Source organism: Martinezella tropici, from assembly GCF_008370325.1.
In the GTDB taxonomy this organism is placed as follows: Bacteria; Pseudomonadota; Alphaproteobacteria; order Rhizobiales; family Rhizobiaceae; genus Rhizobium; species Rhizobium tropici_B.
On sequence record NZ_VNIP01000009.1, the window covers coordinates 215,433 to 230,113 of the forward strand.

At 60.1% G+C, this 14,681-nt stretch carries 17 protein-coding genes; 12 read left to right on the forward strand and 5 right to left on the reverse strand.

Annotated elements, in window-relative coordinates; all coding sequences use genetic code 11:
- Positions 1-55: 55 nt before the first annotated feature.
- From FP026_RS17900 to leuC, 8 genes are all read left to right on the forward strand, one after another.
- Positions 56-541, forward strand: a complete 486-nt coding sequence (locus tag FP026_RS17900; RefSeq protein ID WP_149635974.1) for a hypothetical protein — start codon at positions 56-58, stop codon at positions 539-541.
- A gap of 36 nt (positions 542-577) precedes the next feature.
- A complete protein-coding gene (locus FP026_RS17905; protein ID WP_149635975.1) occupies positions 578-1,138 on the forward strand; it encodes a YcxB family protein in 561 nt (186 codons plus the stop codon).
- 85 nt (positions 1,139-1,223) lie between these two features.
- The gene (locus FP026_RS17910; protein ID WP_149635976.1) at positions 1,224-1,643 is read left to right on the forward strand and encodes a DUF1801 domain-containing protein; all 420 of its coding nucleotides are present in this window, start codon (positions 1,224-1,226) and stop codon (positions 1,641-1,643) included.
- 279 nt (positions 1,644-1,922) lie between these two features.
- The gene (rplS, locus tag FP026_RS17915) at positions 1,923-2,465 is read left to right on the forward strand and encodes a 50S ribosomal protein L19 (protein ID WP_015341481.1); all 543 of its coding nucleotides are present in this window, start codon (positions 1,923-1,925) and stop codon (positions 2,463-2,465) included.
- 324 nt (positions 2,466-2,789) lie between these two features.
- Positions 2,790-3,587 (forward strand): transporter substrate-binding domain-containing protein, encoded by a 798-nt coding sequence (locus FP026_RS17920; protein WP_149635977.1) that lies wholly within the window; start codon positions 2,790-2,792, stop codon positions 3,585-3,587.
- Positions 3,588-3,621: 34 nt separating this feature from the next.
- On the forward strand, positions 3,622-4,500 hold the full coding sequence (locus FP026_RS17925) for an amino acid ABC transporter permease (RefSeq protein WP_149635978.1): 879 nt from the start codon (positions 3,622-3,624) through the stop codon (positions 4,498-4,500).
- Positions 4,501-4,658: 158 nt separating this feature from the next.
- Positions 4,659-4,781: a hypothetical protein gene (locus FP026_RS30765; RefSeq protein ID WP_281408599.1), complete on the forward strand. Its 123-nt coding sequence runs from the start codon at positions 4,659-4,661 to the stop codon at positions 4,779-4,781.
- A 70-nt stretch (positions 4,782-4,851) separates the two neighbouring features.
- Complete coding sequence (gene leuC, locus FP026_RS17930) at positions 4,852-6,261, forward strand: 3-isopropylmalate dehydratase large subunit (protein WP_149635979.1); 1,410 nt, start codon at positions 4,852-4,854, stop codon at positions 6,259-6,261.
- Between the two features lie 75 nt (positions 6,262-6,336).
- Here leuC and FP026_RS17935 read toward each other — a convergent pair whose 3' ends face one another.
- Positions 6,337-7,239 carry an EamA family transporter gene (locus FP026_RS17935; protein WP_149635980.1) on the reverse strand — a complete coding sequence of 301 codons (903 nt, stop codon included), beginning with the start codon at positions 7,237-7,239 and terminating at the stop codon, positions 6,337-6,339.
- A gap of 83 nt (positions 7,240-7,322) precedes the next feature.
- Here FP026_RS17935 and FP026_RS17940 point away from each other — a divergent pair, with 83 nt between their 5' ends.
- Positions 7,323-7,814, forward strand: a complete 492-nt coding sequence (locus FP026_RS17940) for a MarR family winged helix-turn-helix transcriptional regulator (protein WP_149635981.1) — start codon at positions 7,323-7,325, stop codon at positions 7,812-7,814.
- Here FP026_RS17940 and FP026_RS17945 read toward each other — a convergent pair.
- Positions 7,811-8,713, reverse strand: a complete 903-nt coding sequence (locus FP026_RS17945; RefSeq protein ID WP_149635982.1) for a LysR family transcriptional regulator — start codon at positions 8,711-8,713, stop codon at positions 7,811-7,813. The two genes, FP026_RS17940 and FP026_RS17945, sit on opposite strands and share 4 nt — an antisense overlap.
- 127 nt (positions 8,714-8,840) lie before the next feature.
- Between FP026_RS17945 and FP026_RS17950 the strand changes: the two genes are divergently transcribed.
- A complete protein-coding gene (locus FP026_RS17950; RefSeq protein WP_432444132.1) occupies positions 8,841-10,310 on the forward strand; it encodes an MFS transporter in 1,470 nt (489 codons plus the stop codon).
- Positions 10,311-10,486: 176 nt separating this feature from the next.
- Here FP026_RS17950 and FP026_RS17955 read toward each other — a convergent pair whose 3' ends face one another.
- A complete protein-coding gene (locus FP026_RS17955) occupies positions 10,487-11,197 on the reverse strand; it encodes a glutathione S-transferase family protein (RefSeq protein WP_149635984.1) in 711 nt (236 codons plus the stop codon).
- Positions 11,198-11,310: 113 nt separating this feature from the next.
- Between FP026_RS17955 and FP026_RS17960 the strand changes: the two genes are divergently transcribed.
- Positions 11,311-12,231 (forward strand): LysR family transcriptional regulator, encoded by a 921-nt coding sequence (locus tag FP026_RS17960; protein ID WP_149635985.1) that lies wholly within the window; start codon positions 11,311-11,313, stop codon positions 12,229-12,231.
- An 86-nt stretch (positions 12,232-12,317) separates the two neighbouring features.
- Here the strand turns inward: FP026_RS17960 and FP026_RS17965 are convergent, their stop codons facing one another.
- Positions 12,318-13,148 carry an aldo/keto reductase gene (locus FP026_RS17965; protein ID WP_149635986.1) on the reverse strand — a complete coding sequence of 277 codons (831 nt, stop codon included), beginning with the start codon at positions 13,146-13,148 and terminating at the stop codon, positions 12,318-12,320.
- Between the two features lie 144 nt (positions 13,149-13,292).
- Positions 13,293-13,841, reverse strand: coding sequence for a L,D-transpeptidase family protein (locus FP026_RS17970; RefSeq protein ID WP_149635987.1), 549 nt, complete (start codon positions 13,839-13,841; stop codon positions 13,293-13,295).
- A gap of 148 nt (positions 13,842-13,989) precedes the next feature.
- Between FP026_RS17970 and FP026_RS17975 the strand changes: the two genes are divergently transcribed.
- Positions 13,990-14,673: a response regulator transcription factor gene (locus FP026_RS17975; protein WP_092717256.1), complete on the forward strand. Its 684-nt coding sequence runs from the start codon at positions 13,990-13,992 to the stop codon at positions 14,671-14,673.
- The last annotated feature ends 8 nt before the right edge of the window (positions 14,674-14,681 follow it).

Below are 14,681 nucleotides of genomic sequence, written 5' to 3' on the forward strand. Positions count from 1 at the left end.
CATATCCTTGCTCCATCCATTGGCGATGGGTGGACTACCGTCAACTGAGGGGAAAATGGCATCGAAGCTGCGAAATCTGTTCTCGCGATTGATCCCGGCTGGCCTCGTCGCGATCGCGATGTCGGCTCCCGCTTCCGCGCAAGTGGCGCCTCAAAATACAGGACAGATGGATGGGATAGCCCGCGAGATGGTCAATTCCGGCAAGCTCGACAATATTGATTGGGTCGAGGTTTCGGCGATCTTCGGCATCGATGCCGATGGCGATGTGGTCGAGAGCTATGGATATGCCTATGACAGGAGCGGCATTCCCCATGCCGTTACCTTCCTCACTGACGCTGTCGAACAGGAGGTAAAATCCTATCGGGAATGGCTCAAGCGCGAACATCGTGGCGATTTCATCAAGATGCTCTTCCAGTTCAACCGGGAAACACGGCGCTTCAATGCCGATTTCGAATATGACAATCCGCTGCGCTGGCAGGTAACGCCAAAGAACCTCGAAAAGATCACCGCCGAATTGCGACCCAACCTCGGATCACGCTGATGGACGGATCGGCTGTATCGCGATCGAGGAAACTTCATGTCTGAACTGAGACAAGACGATCAGCAGCGGACAGAGCTCGTTTATGAGCTGACGCCGCAGGATTTGCTTCTTGCTCTTCGTCTGCATTTTCGGCAGCATATCAGAAGCCGATCAGCTATCATTCGCCTTGTTATGCTGTGGGCGCTGGCAGTAGTCGCCTGCGGGCTTATCCTTGCAAGCGCCGTCGATACCAGTGACGCCATCATTCCCATTCTGACGTTTTCGGTCGCCTTACCTATAGGAATCGTCGGTATCCCCTTTCTCACCGTTTATACGTTCGGTGGCAGAGCAGCCCGAAAAACCTATCGCGAACAGAAAACGCTGCATAAACCCGTCCATCTCTCATGGAGCGAAGACGGCGTGCATTTCAGCAGCGATTTCGGCGAGGCGCGTTTGCAATGGAGCGATTTCCTGATGGCCCGCCAGGATCGGCACTGCATTCTGCTCTATGAATCCCGGCGTCTCTACAGGCTCATACCGAAGCGCATCTTGGCGGCGGATCAGGTCAGGGAGTTGCAGGTTTTGGCTCGCAAGGTGCAGGATCATAGCGGTTTTTGAATACGCTGCCGATATCGCGCCTATATCGGCAGGCCCAATATCACTATAAGTCTTGAGTTCAGCGATACGGAGGAGGGCCAATGGGATGGCAAAAGACAACGCGACCGAAGCGGAGCAGACAGCGTCGGCCTCTCGGCTGATCGACGAGAGAGTTCAGGAACTGGCCGATTGGCGCGGCAAGACGCTTGCGCATGTCCGCGCACTCATCAAACAGGCAGAACCCGAGGTCGTTGAGGAATGGAAATGGCGCGGTGTTCCGGTGTGGTCGCGTGACGGCATTATCTGCACCGGCGAGACCTATAAAAGCGTTGTGAAGCTGACCTTTGCGAAAGGCGCTTCGCTGGAAGACCCCTCTCGCCTGTTCAACTCCAGCCTCGAGGGCAATACGAGACGGGCAATCGATATCAGTGAAAACGAAGAGATCGATGGCGAGGCGTTGAAGGCGCTTGTTCGCGCGGCAGCCGCACTCAACGCGGTGTCAAAGAAAAAGCCCAGGAAATCCTGATCCCCGCGCGATAGGCGGCGGCGGACCATAAATTCCCTCTGCAAGCCCCCGATCCCGCAACAAACGCCACTTAATTCGGCCGCAAGGGGTGACAAAGGCGTGACAATAGGGTATGTGCGCGCCCGGCATGGGAAATTTCCCATCAACCACCAAAGAAAAGCAGACGTATCCGCCCCTGCCGTAACAGGCATATATCCGAGACGAGACCTTGAAGGTCCGACCAGGGATAGAGATCGTTCAGGGCGCTCTGGCTGTTGAAGCAACAACGAGGTTGATACTATGAACATCATTCAGCAGTTGGAAGCCGAACAGGCTGCCAAGATCGAAGCCAAGCGCACGCTCCCCGCATTTTCCGCTGGCGACACCGTTCGCGTCAACGTGAAGGTCACGGAAGGCAATCGTACCCGCGTTCAGGCCTATGAAGGCGTTTGCATCGCCCGCTCCGGCGGCGGTCTGCAGGAAAACTTCACGGTTCGCAAGATCTCTTACGGCGAAGGCGTCGAGCGCGTATTCCCGGTCTACTCCCCGATGATCGAAAGCGTCGAAGTCGTTCGCCGCGGTAAGGTCCGTCGCGCCAAGCTCTACTACCTGCGCGACCTGCGCGGTAAGGCTGCCCGTATCGTCGAGAACACCGGCACCCGCGCCCGCAAGCTCAACGACGCTGAGCGCCAGGCTCTCGCCGAAGAGAAGGCACGCATCGAAGCCGAGAAGGTTGCAGCCGCTCAGGCGCTCGCAGCTGAAAAGGCCGCAGCTGAAGCCGCAGAAGCAAAGGCAGCTGCAGAAGCTGCTGCAGCCGCAGCAGCCGAGCCGGCAGCGGAATAATTTTCGATCCACACGGATCGCAAAGCGTGAAGGCGGCCCTCGGGTCGCCTTTTTGCTGTCTGCTGTCGGCACCGAGCGAAAAGAATATTTCTCAATTCGCGGCCCGCTTTAGAGTTGCTTTTCCATTTTTATGATCGCTTCCGTGGCAATAGCCTTGCCATCCTCTTTGTAAATATGACAGTTTTCCGCCACGCTAGCGTCGGATGATTTTAGGTCGAATCGACCTAAAATCTGAATCCGCGCTAGCATCAAATAGGTAGAACACGATGTCGTCCGAAAACCGCTCACACTTTTCGGCATCATGCTCTAATCGGGGAGATTTCCATGGCATTCCGTCGTTCGTTCCTTCTGGGCCTCGGCGCCCTCGTGCTTGCACCTTTCGCCGCCTTTGCGGCCGACCTACCGAACCTCAACGGCGAGACCGTTATCGTCGTTACCGAGAATGCCTATCCGCCGCTGCAGTTCATCGACCCAAAGACGAACAAGGCGATCGGCTGGGAATATGACGCGATGAACGAGATCGCCAAGCGCCTGAACTTCAAGGTCGAGTACCAGAACACCAGCTGGGATGCGATGATCCAGGCCGTCTCGGAAGGCCAGTACAACATCGGCATGACCGGCATCACCATCAAGGACGACCGCAAGCAGAAGGTCGATTTCTCCGATCCCTACATGCGCTCCGAACAGTTCATGCTGGTGCGCGGTGAAGAGAAGCGCTTCACCGATGCCAAGAGCTTCGCCGCCTTCAAGGACGGGTTGATCGGCGCACAGCCGGGCACGACACCCTTCTACACCGCCGTCTATTCGGTCCTCGACGGCAACGAGCAGAACCCGCGCATCAAGACCTTCGAAACTTTCGGCGCCACCGTGCAGGCACTGAAGACCGGCGACGTCGACATGGTGCTGACCGATGGCACGGCCGGCAAGGGCTATGTCGATGCTTCCAACGGCGGCCTGAAGCTGATCGGCGGCCCGCTCGGCTCCGAGGATTTCGGCTTCATCTTCCAGAAGGGCTCCGATCTCGTCGCCCCGATCAATGCCGCCATCGCCAGCCTCAAGGCGGACGGCACGCTCGACGCGCTGAACAAGAAGTGGTTTCTCGACTACAAGATGGGCCAATGAACCCCGCAGACCGATATATTGGAAGCCCGCTCTGATGGCACCTTTGGCAGGTCCGGGCGGGCACCGCGGCAAGGAAGACTTTCCCTGGTGGCTGGTCGCCCTCGCTATCCTCGGCATCGCCGCCTCATTCGCAATTGCGGCGAACGGCCTCTATGCCCAGATTTTCTCTCTTCTGCTGAACGGCATCGGCGTCACGATCTTCGTGACGCTGGTGGCGTTTACGCTCGCGATGCTGCTCGGCCTTGGGCTTGCGCTGCTCGGCCTGTCGGATTTTCTCGTGCTGCGGCAGCTCGCGCGCTTCTATATCGAGATCGTGCGCGGCATCCCGATCCTAGTGCTGCTCGCCTATATTGCCTTTGTCGGCACCCCGGCCTTCGTCGCCGTTTACAACGTCATCATCTCCCCGCTGGTTTCCGCCGGCTGGGCAAGCCCGCTCATCACCCGCGACGTGCCCTTCGTCTGGCGCACGATCATCGCGCTGACGATCGCCTATTCATCCTTCATCGCCGAGATCTTCCGCGCCGGCATCCAGGCGGTCGACCAAGGTCAGATCGAGGCGGCAAAGGCATTGGGCCTCAGCCGTTTCCAGCGCTTCCGGCTTGTCGTCTTCCCCCAGGCGATCCGCGTCATCCTGCCGCCGCTGTCGAACGATTTCATCGCCATGGTGAAGGACAGTTCGCTGGTTTCAGTCCTTGGGGTTGCCGATATCAGCCAGCTCGCCAAGCTCTACTATTCGGCCAATTTCCGCTATTTCGAAACGCTGTCGATCCTCGCTTTCATCTACCTGCTTTTGACGATCGGCCTGTCACTGTTGCTGAGGCAGCTCGAAGCCTGGATGCGCCGGCGTTCGGGCAGCGATCGCTCCGCCTTCCCCCGCTTGGCGGCGGGCCAGCCGCCGGGCGCGCAAGTGTGATTGGTGCGGCCTACTGCATAATTCCTTATAATCGAGATCGATTTAAGGATAAAATTATGCAGCAGATTAAAAGTGCAACAGCGCTGTAGCGCCGGCCGTACCGATACAGCCTATCGTCGCCATTGCCGAAGGTTTGGAAAATTGATATGAGCATGGCCATGAGTAAGATCATGAGCAGAGACGGACGATACGTCACGGCTTTCGTGCTGCAGGACCACAAGCGCCTGCCGGCACGCTTCTTTGCGATGATTTCGGGCGCGCTCAACAGCCGACTTCGCTGATCACACCCGAGGCCGGCGGTCCTGATCCGTCTATTCCCCTTTTCGATAATGCCAATATGGATCTGTAGCTATGAGCGCTCCACGCACACTGTACGATAAAATCTGGGATGACCATCTGGTCGACGCCCAGGACGACGGCACCTGTCTTCTCTATATCGACCGCCATCTCGTTCATGAGGTGACGTCGCCGCAGGCCTTCGAAGGCCTGCGCATGACGGGCCGCAAGGTTCACGCCCCGCAGAAGACGCTGGCTGTCGTCGACCACAACGTTCCGACTTCGCCCGACCGCCACCTCGGCATCAAGAACGAGGAAAGCCGCATCCAGGTCGAGCAGCTCGCCAAGAACGCCGCCGAATTCGGCGTGGAATATTATTCCGAAAACGATAAGCGCCAGGGCATCGTCCACATCATCGGCCCCGAGCAAGGCTTCACCCTGCCGGGCATGACCATCGTCTGCGGTGACAGCCACACCTCGACCCACGGCGCCTTCGGCTCGCTCGCCCATGGTATCGGCACGTCCGAGGTCGAGCATGTGCTCGCCACGCAGACGCTGATCCAGAAGAAAGCAAAGAACATGCTGGTGCAGGTGGACGGCCAGCTGCCGCCGGGCGTCACCGCCAAGGATATCATCCTCGCCATCATCGGCGAGATCGGCACCGCCGGCGGCACCGGCTACGTCATCGAATATGCCGGCGAAGCCATTCGCTCGCTGTCGATGGAAGGCCGTATGACCATTTGCAACATGTCGATCGAAGGCGGCGCCCGCGCTGGCCTGATCGCTCCGGATGAGATCACCTTCGAATACATCAAGGGCAAGCCCCGCGCGCCGAAGGGCGAGGCGCTGGAGCAGGCGATCGCCTACTGGAAGACACTGAAGTCCGACGAAGGCGCGCATTACGACCGCATCGTCAAGCTCGATGCCGCAAGCCTGCCGCCGATCGTTTCCTGGGGCTCGTCCCCGGAAGACGTCATTTCCGTTCAGGGCATCGTCCCGAACCCGGACGAAATCCAGGACGAGACCAAGCGTACCTCCAAGTGGCGTGCGCTTGACTATATGGGCCTGAAGCCGGGCACGCCGATAACCGAGATCAACATCGATCGCGTCTTCATCGGCTCCTGCACCAACGGACGCATCGAAGACCTGCGCGCCGTCGCCAAGGTCGTCGAAGGCAAGAAGGTGGCTTCTACGGTCGATGCCATGATCGTTCCGGGTTCCGGCCTCGTGAAGGAACAGGCCGAAGCCGAAGGCCTCGACAAGATCTTCAAGGCGGCTGGTTTCGACTGGCGCGAGCCCGGCTGTTCCATGTGCCTCGCCATGAACGACGACCGCCTGAAGCCGGGCGAACGTTGCGCTTCCACCTCGAACCGCAACTTCGAAGGCCGCCAGGGCTTCAAGGGCCGCACGCATCTGGTCTCGCCGGCCATGGCCGCAGCCGCCGCCATCGCCGGCCACTTCGTCGATATCCGCGAGTGGAACTGATCTGCTCGAAGGCATGAATGACAAAGGGCGGCTTCAGAGCCGCCCTTTTTGTTTGCAGAGATGAACGCGATCGCCCTATCGTTTCGATGTGGCAGGCTGGCTCCCGGCCAGTGCAGAGCGTCCTGTCGCAGGACTTTGCTGCGCCCGTTGGCTCAGCCAGACGCTGCCGAGCACGACGGCGATGCCGAACATCTGCATCGGGCTGAGCTGCTGGCCAAGCACCACCCACCCCAGGATCACAGCCGTCGTCGGGCTGAGGAAGCCGAGCGGCGAGACCACTGCCGGTTCGAGCCGCGACAGGCCCCGGAACCAGAGAATATAGGTGAGCGCCGCGCCGATCAGCCCAAGATAGGTAAAGCCGAGAATGTTTGCGCCGGTCAGACGCGGCAGCGGCGGCTCGAGCAGCAGCGCGACGGGCAGCAGCAGCAAGCCGCCTGCCGTCAGCTGCCATGCCGTAAACGTCAGCGGCGAAACATCCGGCCGCCAGCGGCGGTTGAGCACGGTTCCGGCTGCCATGGAGAAGGCGCCGGCAATCCCCGCAACAATGCCGATAGGATCGAGCGTCGCATTCGGCGTCAGGATCAGCAGGGCGACACCACCGATGCCGGCAATGGCGGCGATGATGGAAAGACTGCGGATCGGCGATCCCAGCAGCAACCGCGCCAGCACGATGACGATCAGCGGCTGCACGGCGCCGACAGTCGCCGCCACGCCACCGGGCAGCCGATAGGCCGAAATGAACAGCAGCCACCAAAAGATGGAGAAATTCAGGGCGCCGAGCACCAGCGACTTCAGCCACCAGACGCCGTGCGGCAGCCGCCGCACGATGACGAGCAGCAGCAACCCGGCCGGCAGGGCGCGCAACATGGCGACCGTCAGCGGATAGCCGGCCGGCAACAATTGCGTCGTCACCAGATAGGTGCTGCCCCAGATCGCCGGCGCGATGGCGGTGAGCATCAGGTCGAAATTACGGTTCATGGCCTTGATCTCGAAATTTATCTTGACCTCAAGATAATACGAAATACCTTGACGTCAAGATAAATTTGTGGCGAGGTTTCGCCATGGATCGCATTGACAAAATTCTTGAGCAGTGGCGCCGCGAACGGCCGGACCTCGACACCACGGCGATGGGCCTTTTCGGGCGCCTGCGCAATCTCGCGCTGCATCTCTCGCGCGAGATGGAGAAGACCTTCGGCCGCTTCGGCCTGAACGCGGCGAACTTCGACATGCTGGCGACCCTGCGCCGCTCGGGCGAGCCCTATACGCTCTCCCCCAGCGACCTGATGGAAACGATGATGGTATCGTCGGGCACGATGACCAATCGTATCGATCAGCTGGAAAGGGCCGGTCTCGTCGCTCGCAGCCAGAACCCGAATGACGGCCGCGGCTTCCTGATATCCCTGACACCAAAGGGTTTCGACCTGATCGACGCAGCGGTGACGGCGCATGTCGAAACGCAGACACGTTTAATCTCGACCCTTTCGGAAGGCGAACGAAAGGCTCTTGACCGCCTGCTACGCAATTATCTAGCCGACTTCGAGCCTCGCACCTAGCCGGCACGCCGCTCGGCGCAGATATCACGGATACAGCCCCGCAGCCAGCGATGCGGCGAATCCGCGTCCATCCGCGGATGCCAGAGCAGCGAGATCATGACATCCGACGTCGGCACCGGCAGCGCGAAACTGTGCATGTCGAGGCGCAGATTGCCCGTATATCGCTCGGGAACGCTGACGATCAGGTCGGAAGCCCGCGCCAAAGCCAGCGCCGCCGAAAAGCTGCCGACGATCGTTGCGATCTGACGCTCCAGTCCTAACTCTTCCAACGCCTCGTCGATCTGACCCTTCTGCAGGCCGCGCCGCGAGACGAGGATGTGCTGGCCGGCAGCATACCGCTCCGGCGTTATCACATCGGCACCCAACGGATGGCCATTGCGCGCCACACCGATGAAGCGGTCGCGGAACAGAGGCTGCGTCCGCAGCTCTGGGCCAGTGTCGTCGCCCACGACGCCAGTCTCCATATCGATCGTGCCATCCCGCAGCGGTGTGCTGTCCTTGTCCAGCTTCTGCGTGAAATTGAGCCGCACGCCGGGCGCCTGCTCGGCGATGCGGGCGATAAGCGCGGGCCCGAAATTCTCCACGAAACCCTCGCGGGTGCGGATGGTGAAGGTCCGGGCGAGCTGTTTCAAATTTAACGTTTCGGCCGGCCGCAGGGCCGCCTCCGCCTCCTGCACGAGCCGGCCGATACTCTCGCGCAGTTCCAGCGCCCGCGGCGTCGGCACAAGCCCGCGCCCGGCCCTGACCAGCAGCGGATCGCCTGTCGTCTCACGCAGCCGCGCAAGCTGCCGGCTCATGGCGGATGGGCTGAGCCGTAGCCGCCGGGCGGCGCGTGCAACGCTGCCCTCCGCAAGCAGGACATTCAGAGTGACAAGCAGATTGAGATCGGGTGTGGACATGGCGCGACCATAGCATGGTTTTTCCCGATATAGCGTCAAACGCACGAATGAAGTGCAAATGGTGCGTCTTTCGCCACATCGCCAGCAAAGCTACCTTTCTGCCGGGACTTTTATTACATCGCCAGAAATGGAGCTGCTGTTGAAACCAATCATTGAAAAGCCGAACGAGACCGGATCCGGACATATCAAAGCCGCTGCCCCGGTTCGCTGGGCGCTTGCGAGCCTGTCGCTCTCCATGCTGATGCCCTCGCTCAGCACCAGCATTGCCAATATCGCTCTGCCGACGCTCGCGCAGGCATTCGGTGCCTCCTTCCAGCAGGTGCAATGGATCGTGCTCGCCTATCTGCTCGCCATCACCACGCTGATCGTCAGCGTCGGAAAGTTGGGCGACATTTTCGGCCGGCGGCGCCTGCTGCTGATCGGCATAAGCCTCTTCACGCTCGCCTCGCTCTTCTGCGGCATAGCCCCGACGCTTTCGCTCCTGCTCGCCGCCAGAGGCTTGCAGGGCCTCGGCGCTGCCATGATGATGGCGCTGACGGTGGCGATGGTCGGCGGAACAGTGCCAAAGGAAAGGACGGGCAGCGCCATGGGCCTGCTCGGCACCATGTCCGCGATCGGCACTACCCTCGGCCCGTCGCTCGGCGGCATCCTGATCGCGGGCTTCGGCTGGGAAACCATCTTTCTTGTCAACGTGCCGCTCGGCATTGCCAACCTCCTGCTCGCCGCCCATTTCCTGCCGGCGGATCGTCCGAACGCAAAAACCATGCAGGGACGACCGGATGCGATCGGCACCCTGCTGCTGGCGCTGACGCTTGCCGCCTATGCGCTGGCAATGACCATGGGGCGCGGCAGCTTCGGCGCGGTAAATATCGGCCTGCTGCTGGCCACAGCATTCGGAGCAGCACTGTTCCTGCTTGCACAAGCCAAAGTGAAATCACCGCTGCTGCGCCTTTCCATGTTCCGCGATTCGACGCTGACGGCAGGCCTTGCGATGAGCACTTTGGTCTCGACCGTGATGATGGCGACGTTGGTGGTCGGCCCCTTCTACCTCTCTTCCGCGCTCGGTTTCGACGCGGCTGAAGTCGGCGCCATCATGTCGGCGGGTCCACTGGTTGCGGCGTTGATGGGCGTACCGGCAGGCCGTATCGTCGACCGTTTTGGCACTCACCGTATGACGATCACAGGCCTCGTCGGCATGATAGCCGGCCTCTTCCTGCTCTCGGCAATGCAAGGCAGGTTCGGGGCGGCTGGCTATATAGGGCCGATCGCCATCGTCACGGCAAACTACGCGCTGTTCCAGGCAGCCAACAACACCATGATCATGACTGATATCCAGCCCGAGCAGCGGGGCGTCATTTCGGGCATGCTGAACCTGTCGCGAAATCTCGGCCTGATCACCGGCGCATCCGTCATGGGCGCAGTCTTCACATTCGCCTCCGGAGTTGCCGACATCACAGCGGCGCATGCCGAGGCGGTGGCGGCCGGAATGCAGATAACCTTCATCATCGCCGCTCTTCTGATCGTTGCGACCCTTGGCGTCGCACTCGCGGGCCTTGCCTTCGCGCGACGCGCCAGCCTTCTTGAAGAAGTATCATGAAAGGAAACGGAGGTAGGGCGGCGAGTGCAGGCCTCTGCCCTGTTTAGGTTCGGCAATGTCAGAGAGCCTATGGTGACGACTTGTTCCGCTGGGATGGAAACGACCGCTCTCTCTTTCAAGCCGGACCGACGATCAAAGAAAAAGCCGGAAGCATCGACTTCCGGCTTTCCAAAAATTCAGGCGTTAAGCCGAATGCGCTTCAGCGCATCGTCGACGCCGATATTGCCGAGATAGCCGCCGGCCGAAGTCACCGGCTTCTCGTCCTCGATCGCATGCGCGAATTTCACGGCCGGGTCCTCCTCCAGCTGCCGGTATAGCCGCGCGATATTGGGATAATCGGCGCGTTCCACTACGTCGTGGTACTCGGTCCAGCGGGCGATACCGAGGAAATAAGCGTCGGCCAGCGTCTTTTGATCCCCCAGCAGCCATGGCTTGTCACCCAGCATCCTGTCGAGATCCGCATGGGCCTTGCGCACTTTGAAGCCTCCATACGCGCGCAATGCCGCCTTTGCCGCCTCGTCTCCGCCATGCTCGTACACATACCAGAGCGGAGCGAATGAGCTGAAGAAGCTGGTGTTGAGGTAGGCGAGCATCCGGTTGAGCCTGTCGAACTCCTCAGTTCCCTGCGCAAACGCCAAGCCCGTATCGATGCCGCCCGCGCCAAGATGATTGAGAATCGCCATGCTTTCCGTCAGCACGGCGCCATTGCTCGTGATCAAGGCAGGCGTCTCGCCGACGGGATTGATGAAGCGATAGCCGCCGCTCATGAAATCCTCCTTGACCATCTCGACGCGGGACAGCCTGTAGGGCTTTCCGAGCCATTCGAGCGCAACGATCGATCCGAAGGAGCATCCCGAAGGGACACCGTAAAAGAGTATTGGTTCCATATTTTCTCCTGACGTAACGAGACCAAACCTCGATGCCAGCAATATGGATTTGTAGACTTTGATCGGGTAGATCATTAAATTCGAACCAAAAGTCTCCTTATGTGGACATTGCGATGGCGCTTAACCTCAACGATCTACAGATCTTCGTCCAGGCCGTAGACAATGGCGGCTTTGCTGCAGCCGCACGGCGGCTGGGCATGCCGAAATCGACGATCAGCAAACGCATTGCCACGCTGGAAGCCGATCTCGACACGCGATTGCTCCACCGTACCTCACGCAGCTTCATGCTCACCGATCCGGGGCGAGATTTTTATGAGCACGCGACAGCCGCTTTGATCGAGGCCGAGGCGGCTGAAAGCGCAGTGCGGCAACGCCACGCCGAGCCGAGCGGCATCGTTCGTATCACGGCCTCCGTGCCTACAGCCCAATTCGTGCTCGCGGATCATCTTCCGTCGCTTGCCGTTGCCTATCCCAAGCTGACATTGCAGCTCCATGCCACCGACCGCTTCGTGGACCTTGTTCAGGAAGGCTTCGATATCGCCGTGCGCAGCCACTTCTCGCCGCTGCCGGATTCCGAACTGGTTCAAAGGCAGGTTTCGGTTGACGACGTGATTCTGGTGGCCGCCCCCGCCTATCTTGAAAGGCATGCTTCACCGGCCGATCCGCAGGCGTTGCAGGATCATGACGGCCTGCTCGTCTCGCAGACGGCGAAGACGTGGCAGCTTCAGCACTCCGAACGCGGCTCTATCGCCATTTCTCCTCGCTCACGCTTCGTCGCCGACGAGACACTTGTCTTGCTGCGGGCAGCGATCGCAGGCCTCGGTGTCACCTGCCTGCCGGAAGCGAGCTGCAAGTCGGCAATCGAGAACGGCCAGATCGTCCGGGTTCTGCCGGGCTGGACGGCAGGAAGCGTCACCACCACGATCCTGACCACTCACCGACGCGGCCAGTTGCCGAGCGTGCGCGCGGTCGTCGAGTTTCTCGCAAGAAGCTTGCAGCTTAGCTGCAGCGATGCGGATAGCCAAAAGCGTTAGGACATGCCCCCGCCGGGAAGATGAAAGCCCGGTGCTGTACGCCGGGCTTTCTCTAGACCACAGATTATCAGCGCGTGAGCCCGATATCAGAAGCTTGCCGTCATCGGGTCCGGGCCGATGCGGCCACTGGCCGAATCGAGCTTGGTGATCTCGGCCAGATCGTCCCCATCGAGTTTGAAATCGAAAACCGTAAGGTTTTCCTCGATACGGCTCGGTGTCACCGATTTCGGGATGACGATCAGGCCGTTGTCGATATGCCAGCGGATGATGACCTGCGCCGGCGTGCGGCCGTGCTTGGCGGCGACCTTGCCGATGACGGCATTGGTAAGAAGCTTTCCCTGGCCGAGCGGGCTCCAGGATTCCGTCTTGATACCGAGCTTGTCATGCACTTCACGAAGCGCCTTCTGCTGGAAGGTCGGGTGCAGCTCGATCTGGTTGAGCACAGGCGTCACGCCGGTTTCGCCGATGATGCGATCGAGGTGCTCCTTGGCGAAGTTGGAAACGCCGATCGAGCGGGCGCGGCCTTCTTCCCTGAGGCGGACGAAAGCCTTCCAGGTGTCGAGATAGCGGTTGCGGTGCGGCGACGGCCAGTGGATGAGGTAGAGATCGACATAGTCAGTGCCGAGGCGCTTCAGGCTTTGGTCGAAGGCCTTCAGCGTGGAATCGAAGCCCTGATCCTCGTTCGAGAGTTTGGTGGTCAGATAGATGTCCTTGCGGGCGACGCCGGACTGGCGCATGCCTTCGCCGACACCATCCTCGTTGGCATAAATGGCCGCGGTATCGACATGGCGGTAGCCGGCTTTCAGCGCCGTGCTGACCGCCATCGGAGCGACGTTCTCCGGCGTCTGCCAGACGCCAAGGCCGACCTGCGGAATGGAATTGCCGTCATTGAACGTGATTGTCGGTTGCGTGGTCACGATAAGTCTCCAAAGGATGAGAGGCGGGTGGAATGAGGCGTGATTTTAAATTCGGAAAGAAAGGATCCGGGCCAAGCCCGCGCGGGCGCGCCGGTAAAACCTATATAGTCGAGGATGTTGCCATTTTAACTCCCGGATTGCCGCTCAGACAACCCGGATAATCGTCCCCTTACGCAGCAAGGGAAGGATGCGCCGCATGTCGCGGAGGCTGATCGCGACGCACCCTGACGTCGGCTGGTAGCCCGGCCTGATCAGATGAAAGAAGATCGCCGAGCCGCGATGACGACGGCGCGAAGTCACGTTCCAGTCGAGCACGAGACATATGTCATAGAGGCCGTCGCTCCGCCGCATTTCCTCGTGGGCCGGCTTGAAGGGAGCCTTCACCAGCCTGTTGTAGTTGGCATTGTCAGGCTGGTCGCACCAGAGCATGTCCTTGCGGATGCGGCGCATCGGCAGGGCCGTCTTCAGGAAGCGGACATGATCGCCGCGCGTGAAGCCGTAGAGCAGCTTCATGCAAGCAATCGGCGTCGCACCGTCTCCTTCCCGCTTCAAGATGCTGCGCCCCGATCTGCCGATTGCCGCCGGCATGGTGAGTGGCCCCACCTGCACCAGCGCCCGCGTGTTCTGACCCGGCGCCGGGCGCACGACGATGGTGGAAGCGGTCCGCCTGGCCGCCGCCCTTGTCTTTTCCATTTTCCTCACATGTTTTTGCTTTGCGTGTGATTTCATTTGAAATCATAGCAGTTTCAATCAAACGACCAAGCCTGAGCCGTGTCGCGACTTGCTAAAAATGCAATTTGGCGTAGGACTTAGGTGGGATTAGAACGAGGATCCGAACGGCATGACCGCACGCACCATTCTCTTGGTGGACGATGACAACGACCTTCGCGAGATGTTGGTCGAGCAATTGTCGCTTTACGAGGAATTCAACGTCCTGCAGGAAGCCACCGCCGGAAAGGGTGTGCAGACTGCGCGCACCGTGCCTGTCGATCTCCTCATCATGGATGTCGGGCTGCCCGATATGGACGGCCGCGAAGCCGTGAAACTGCTGCGCAAGAACGGCTTCAAGGCACCGATCATCATGCTGACGGGCCATGATACCGATTCCGACACTATCCTCGGCCTGGAAGCCGGTGCGAATGATTACGTGACCAAGCCTTTCCGCTTTGCCGTGCTGCTCGCCCGCATCCGCGCGCAGCTGCGCCAGCACGAGCAGAGTGAAGACGCGACGTTTACCGTCGGCCGCTATCTCTTCAAGCCGAGCCAGAAGCTGCTGACGACCGAAGACGGACAGAAGATCCGCCTCACGGAAAAGGAAGCCGCCATCATCCGCTATCTCTATCGTGCCGACCAGAAGGTCGTGACCCGCGATATCCTTCTCGAAGAAGTCTGGGGCTATAATTCCGGCGTCACCACCCATACGCTCGAAACCCACGTCTACCGCCTCCGTCAGAAAATCGAGCGTGACCCTTCCAATGCCGAGATTCTGGTGACGGAAAACGGCGGCTACAAGATCATTCCGTAGGCCGCACA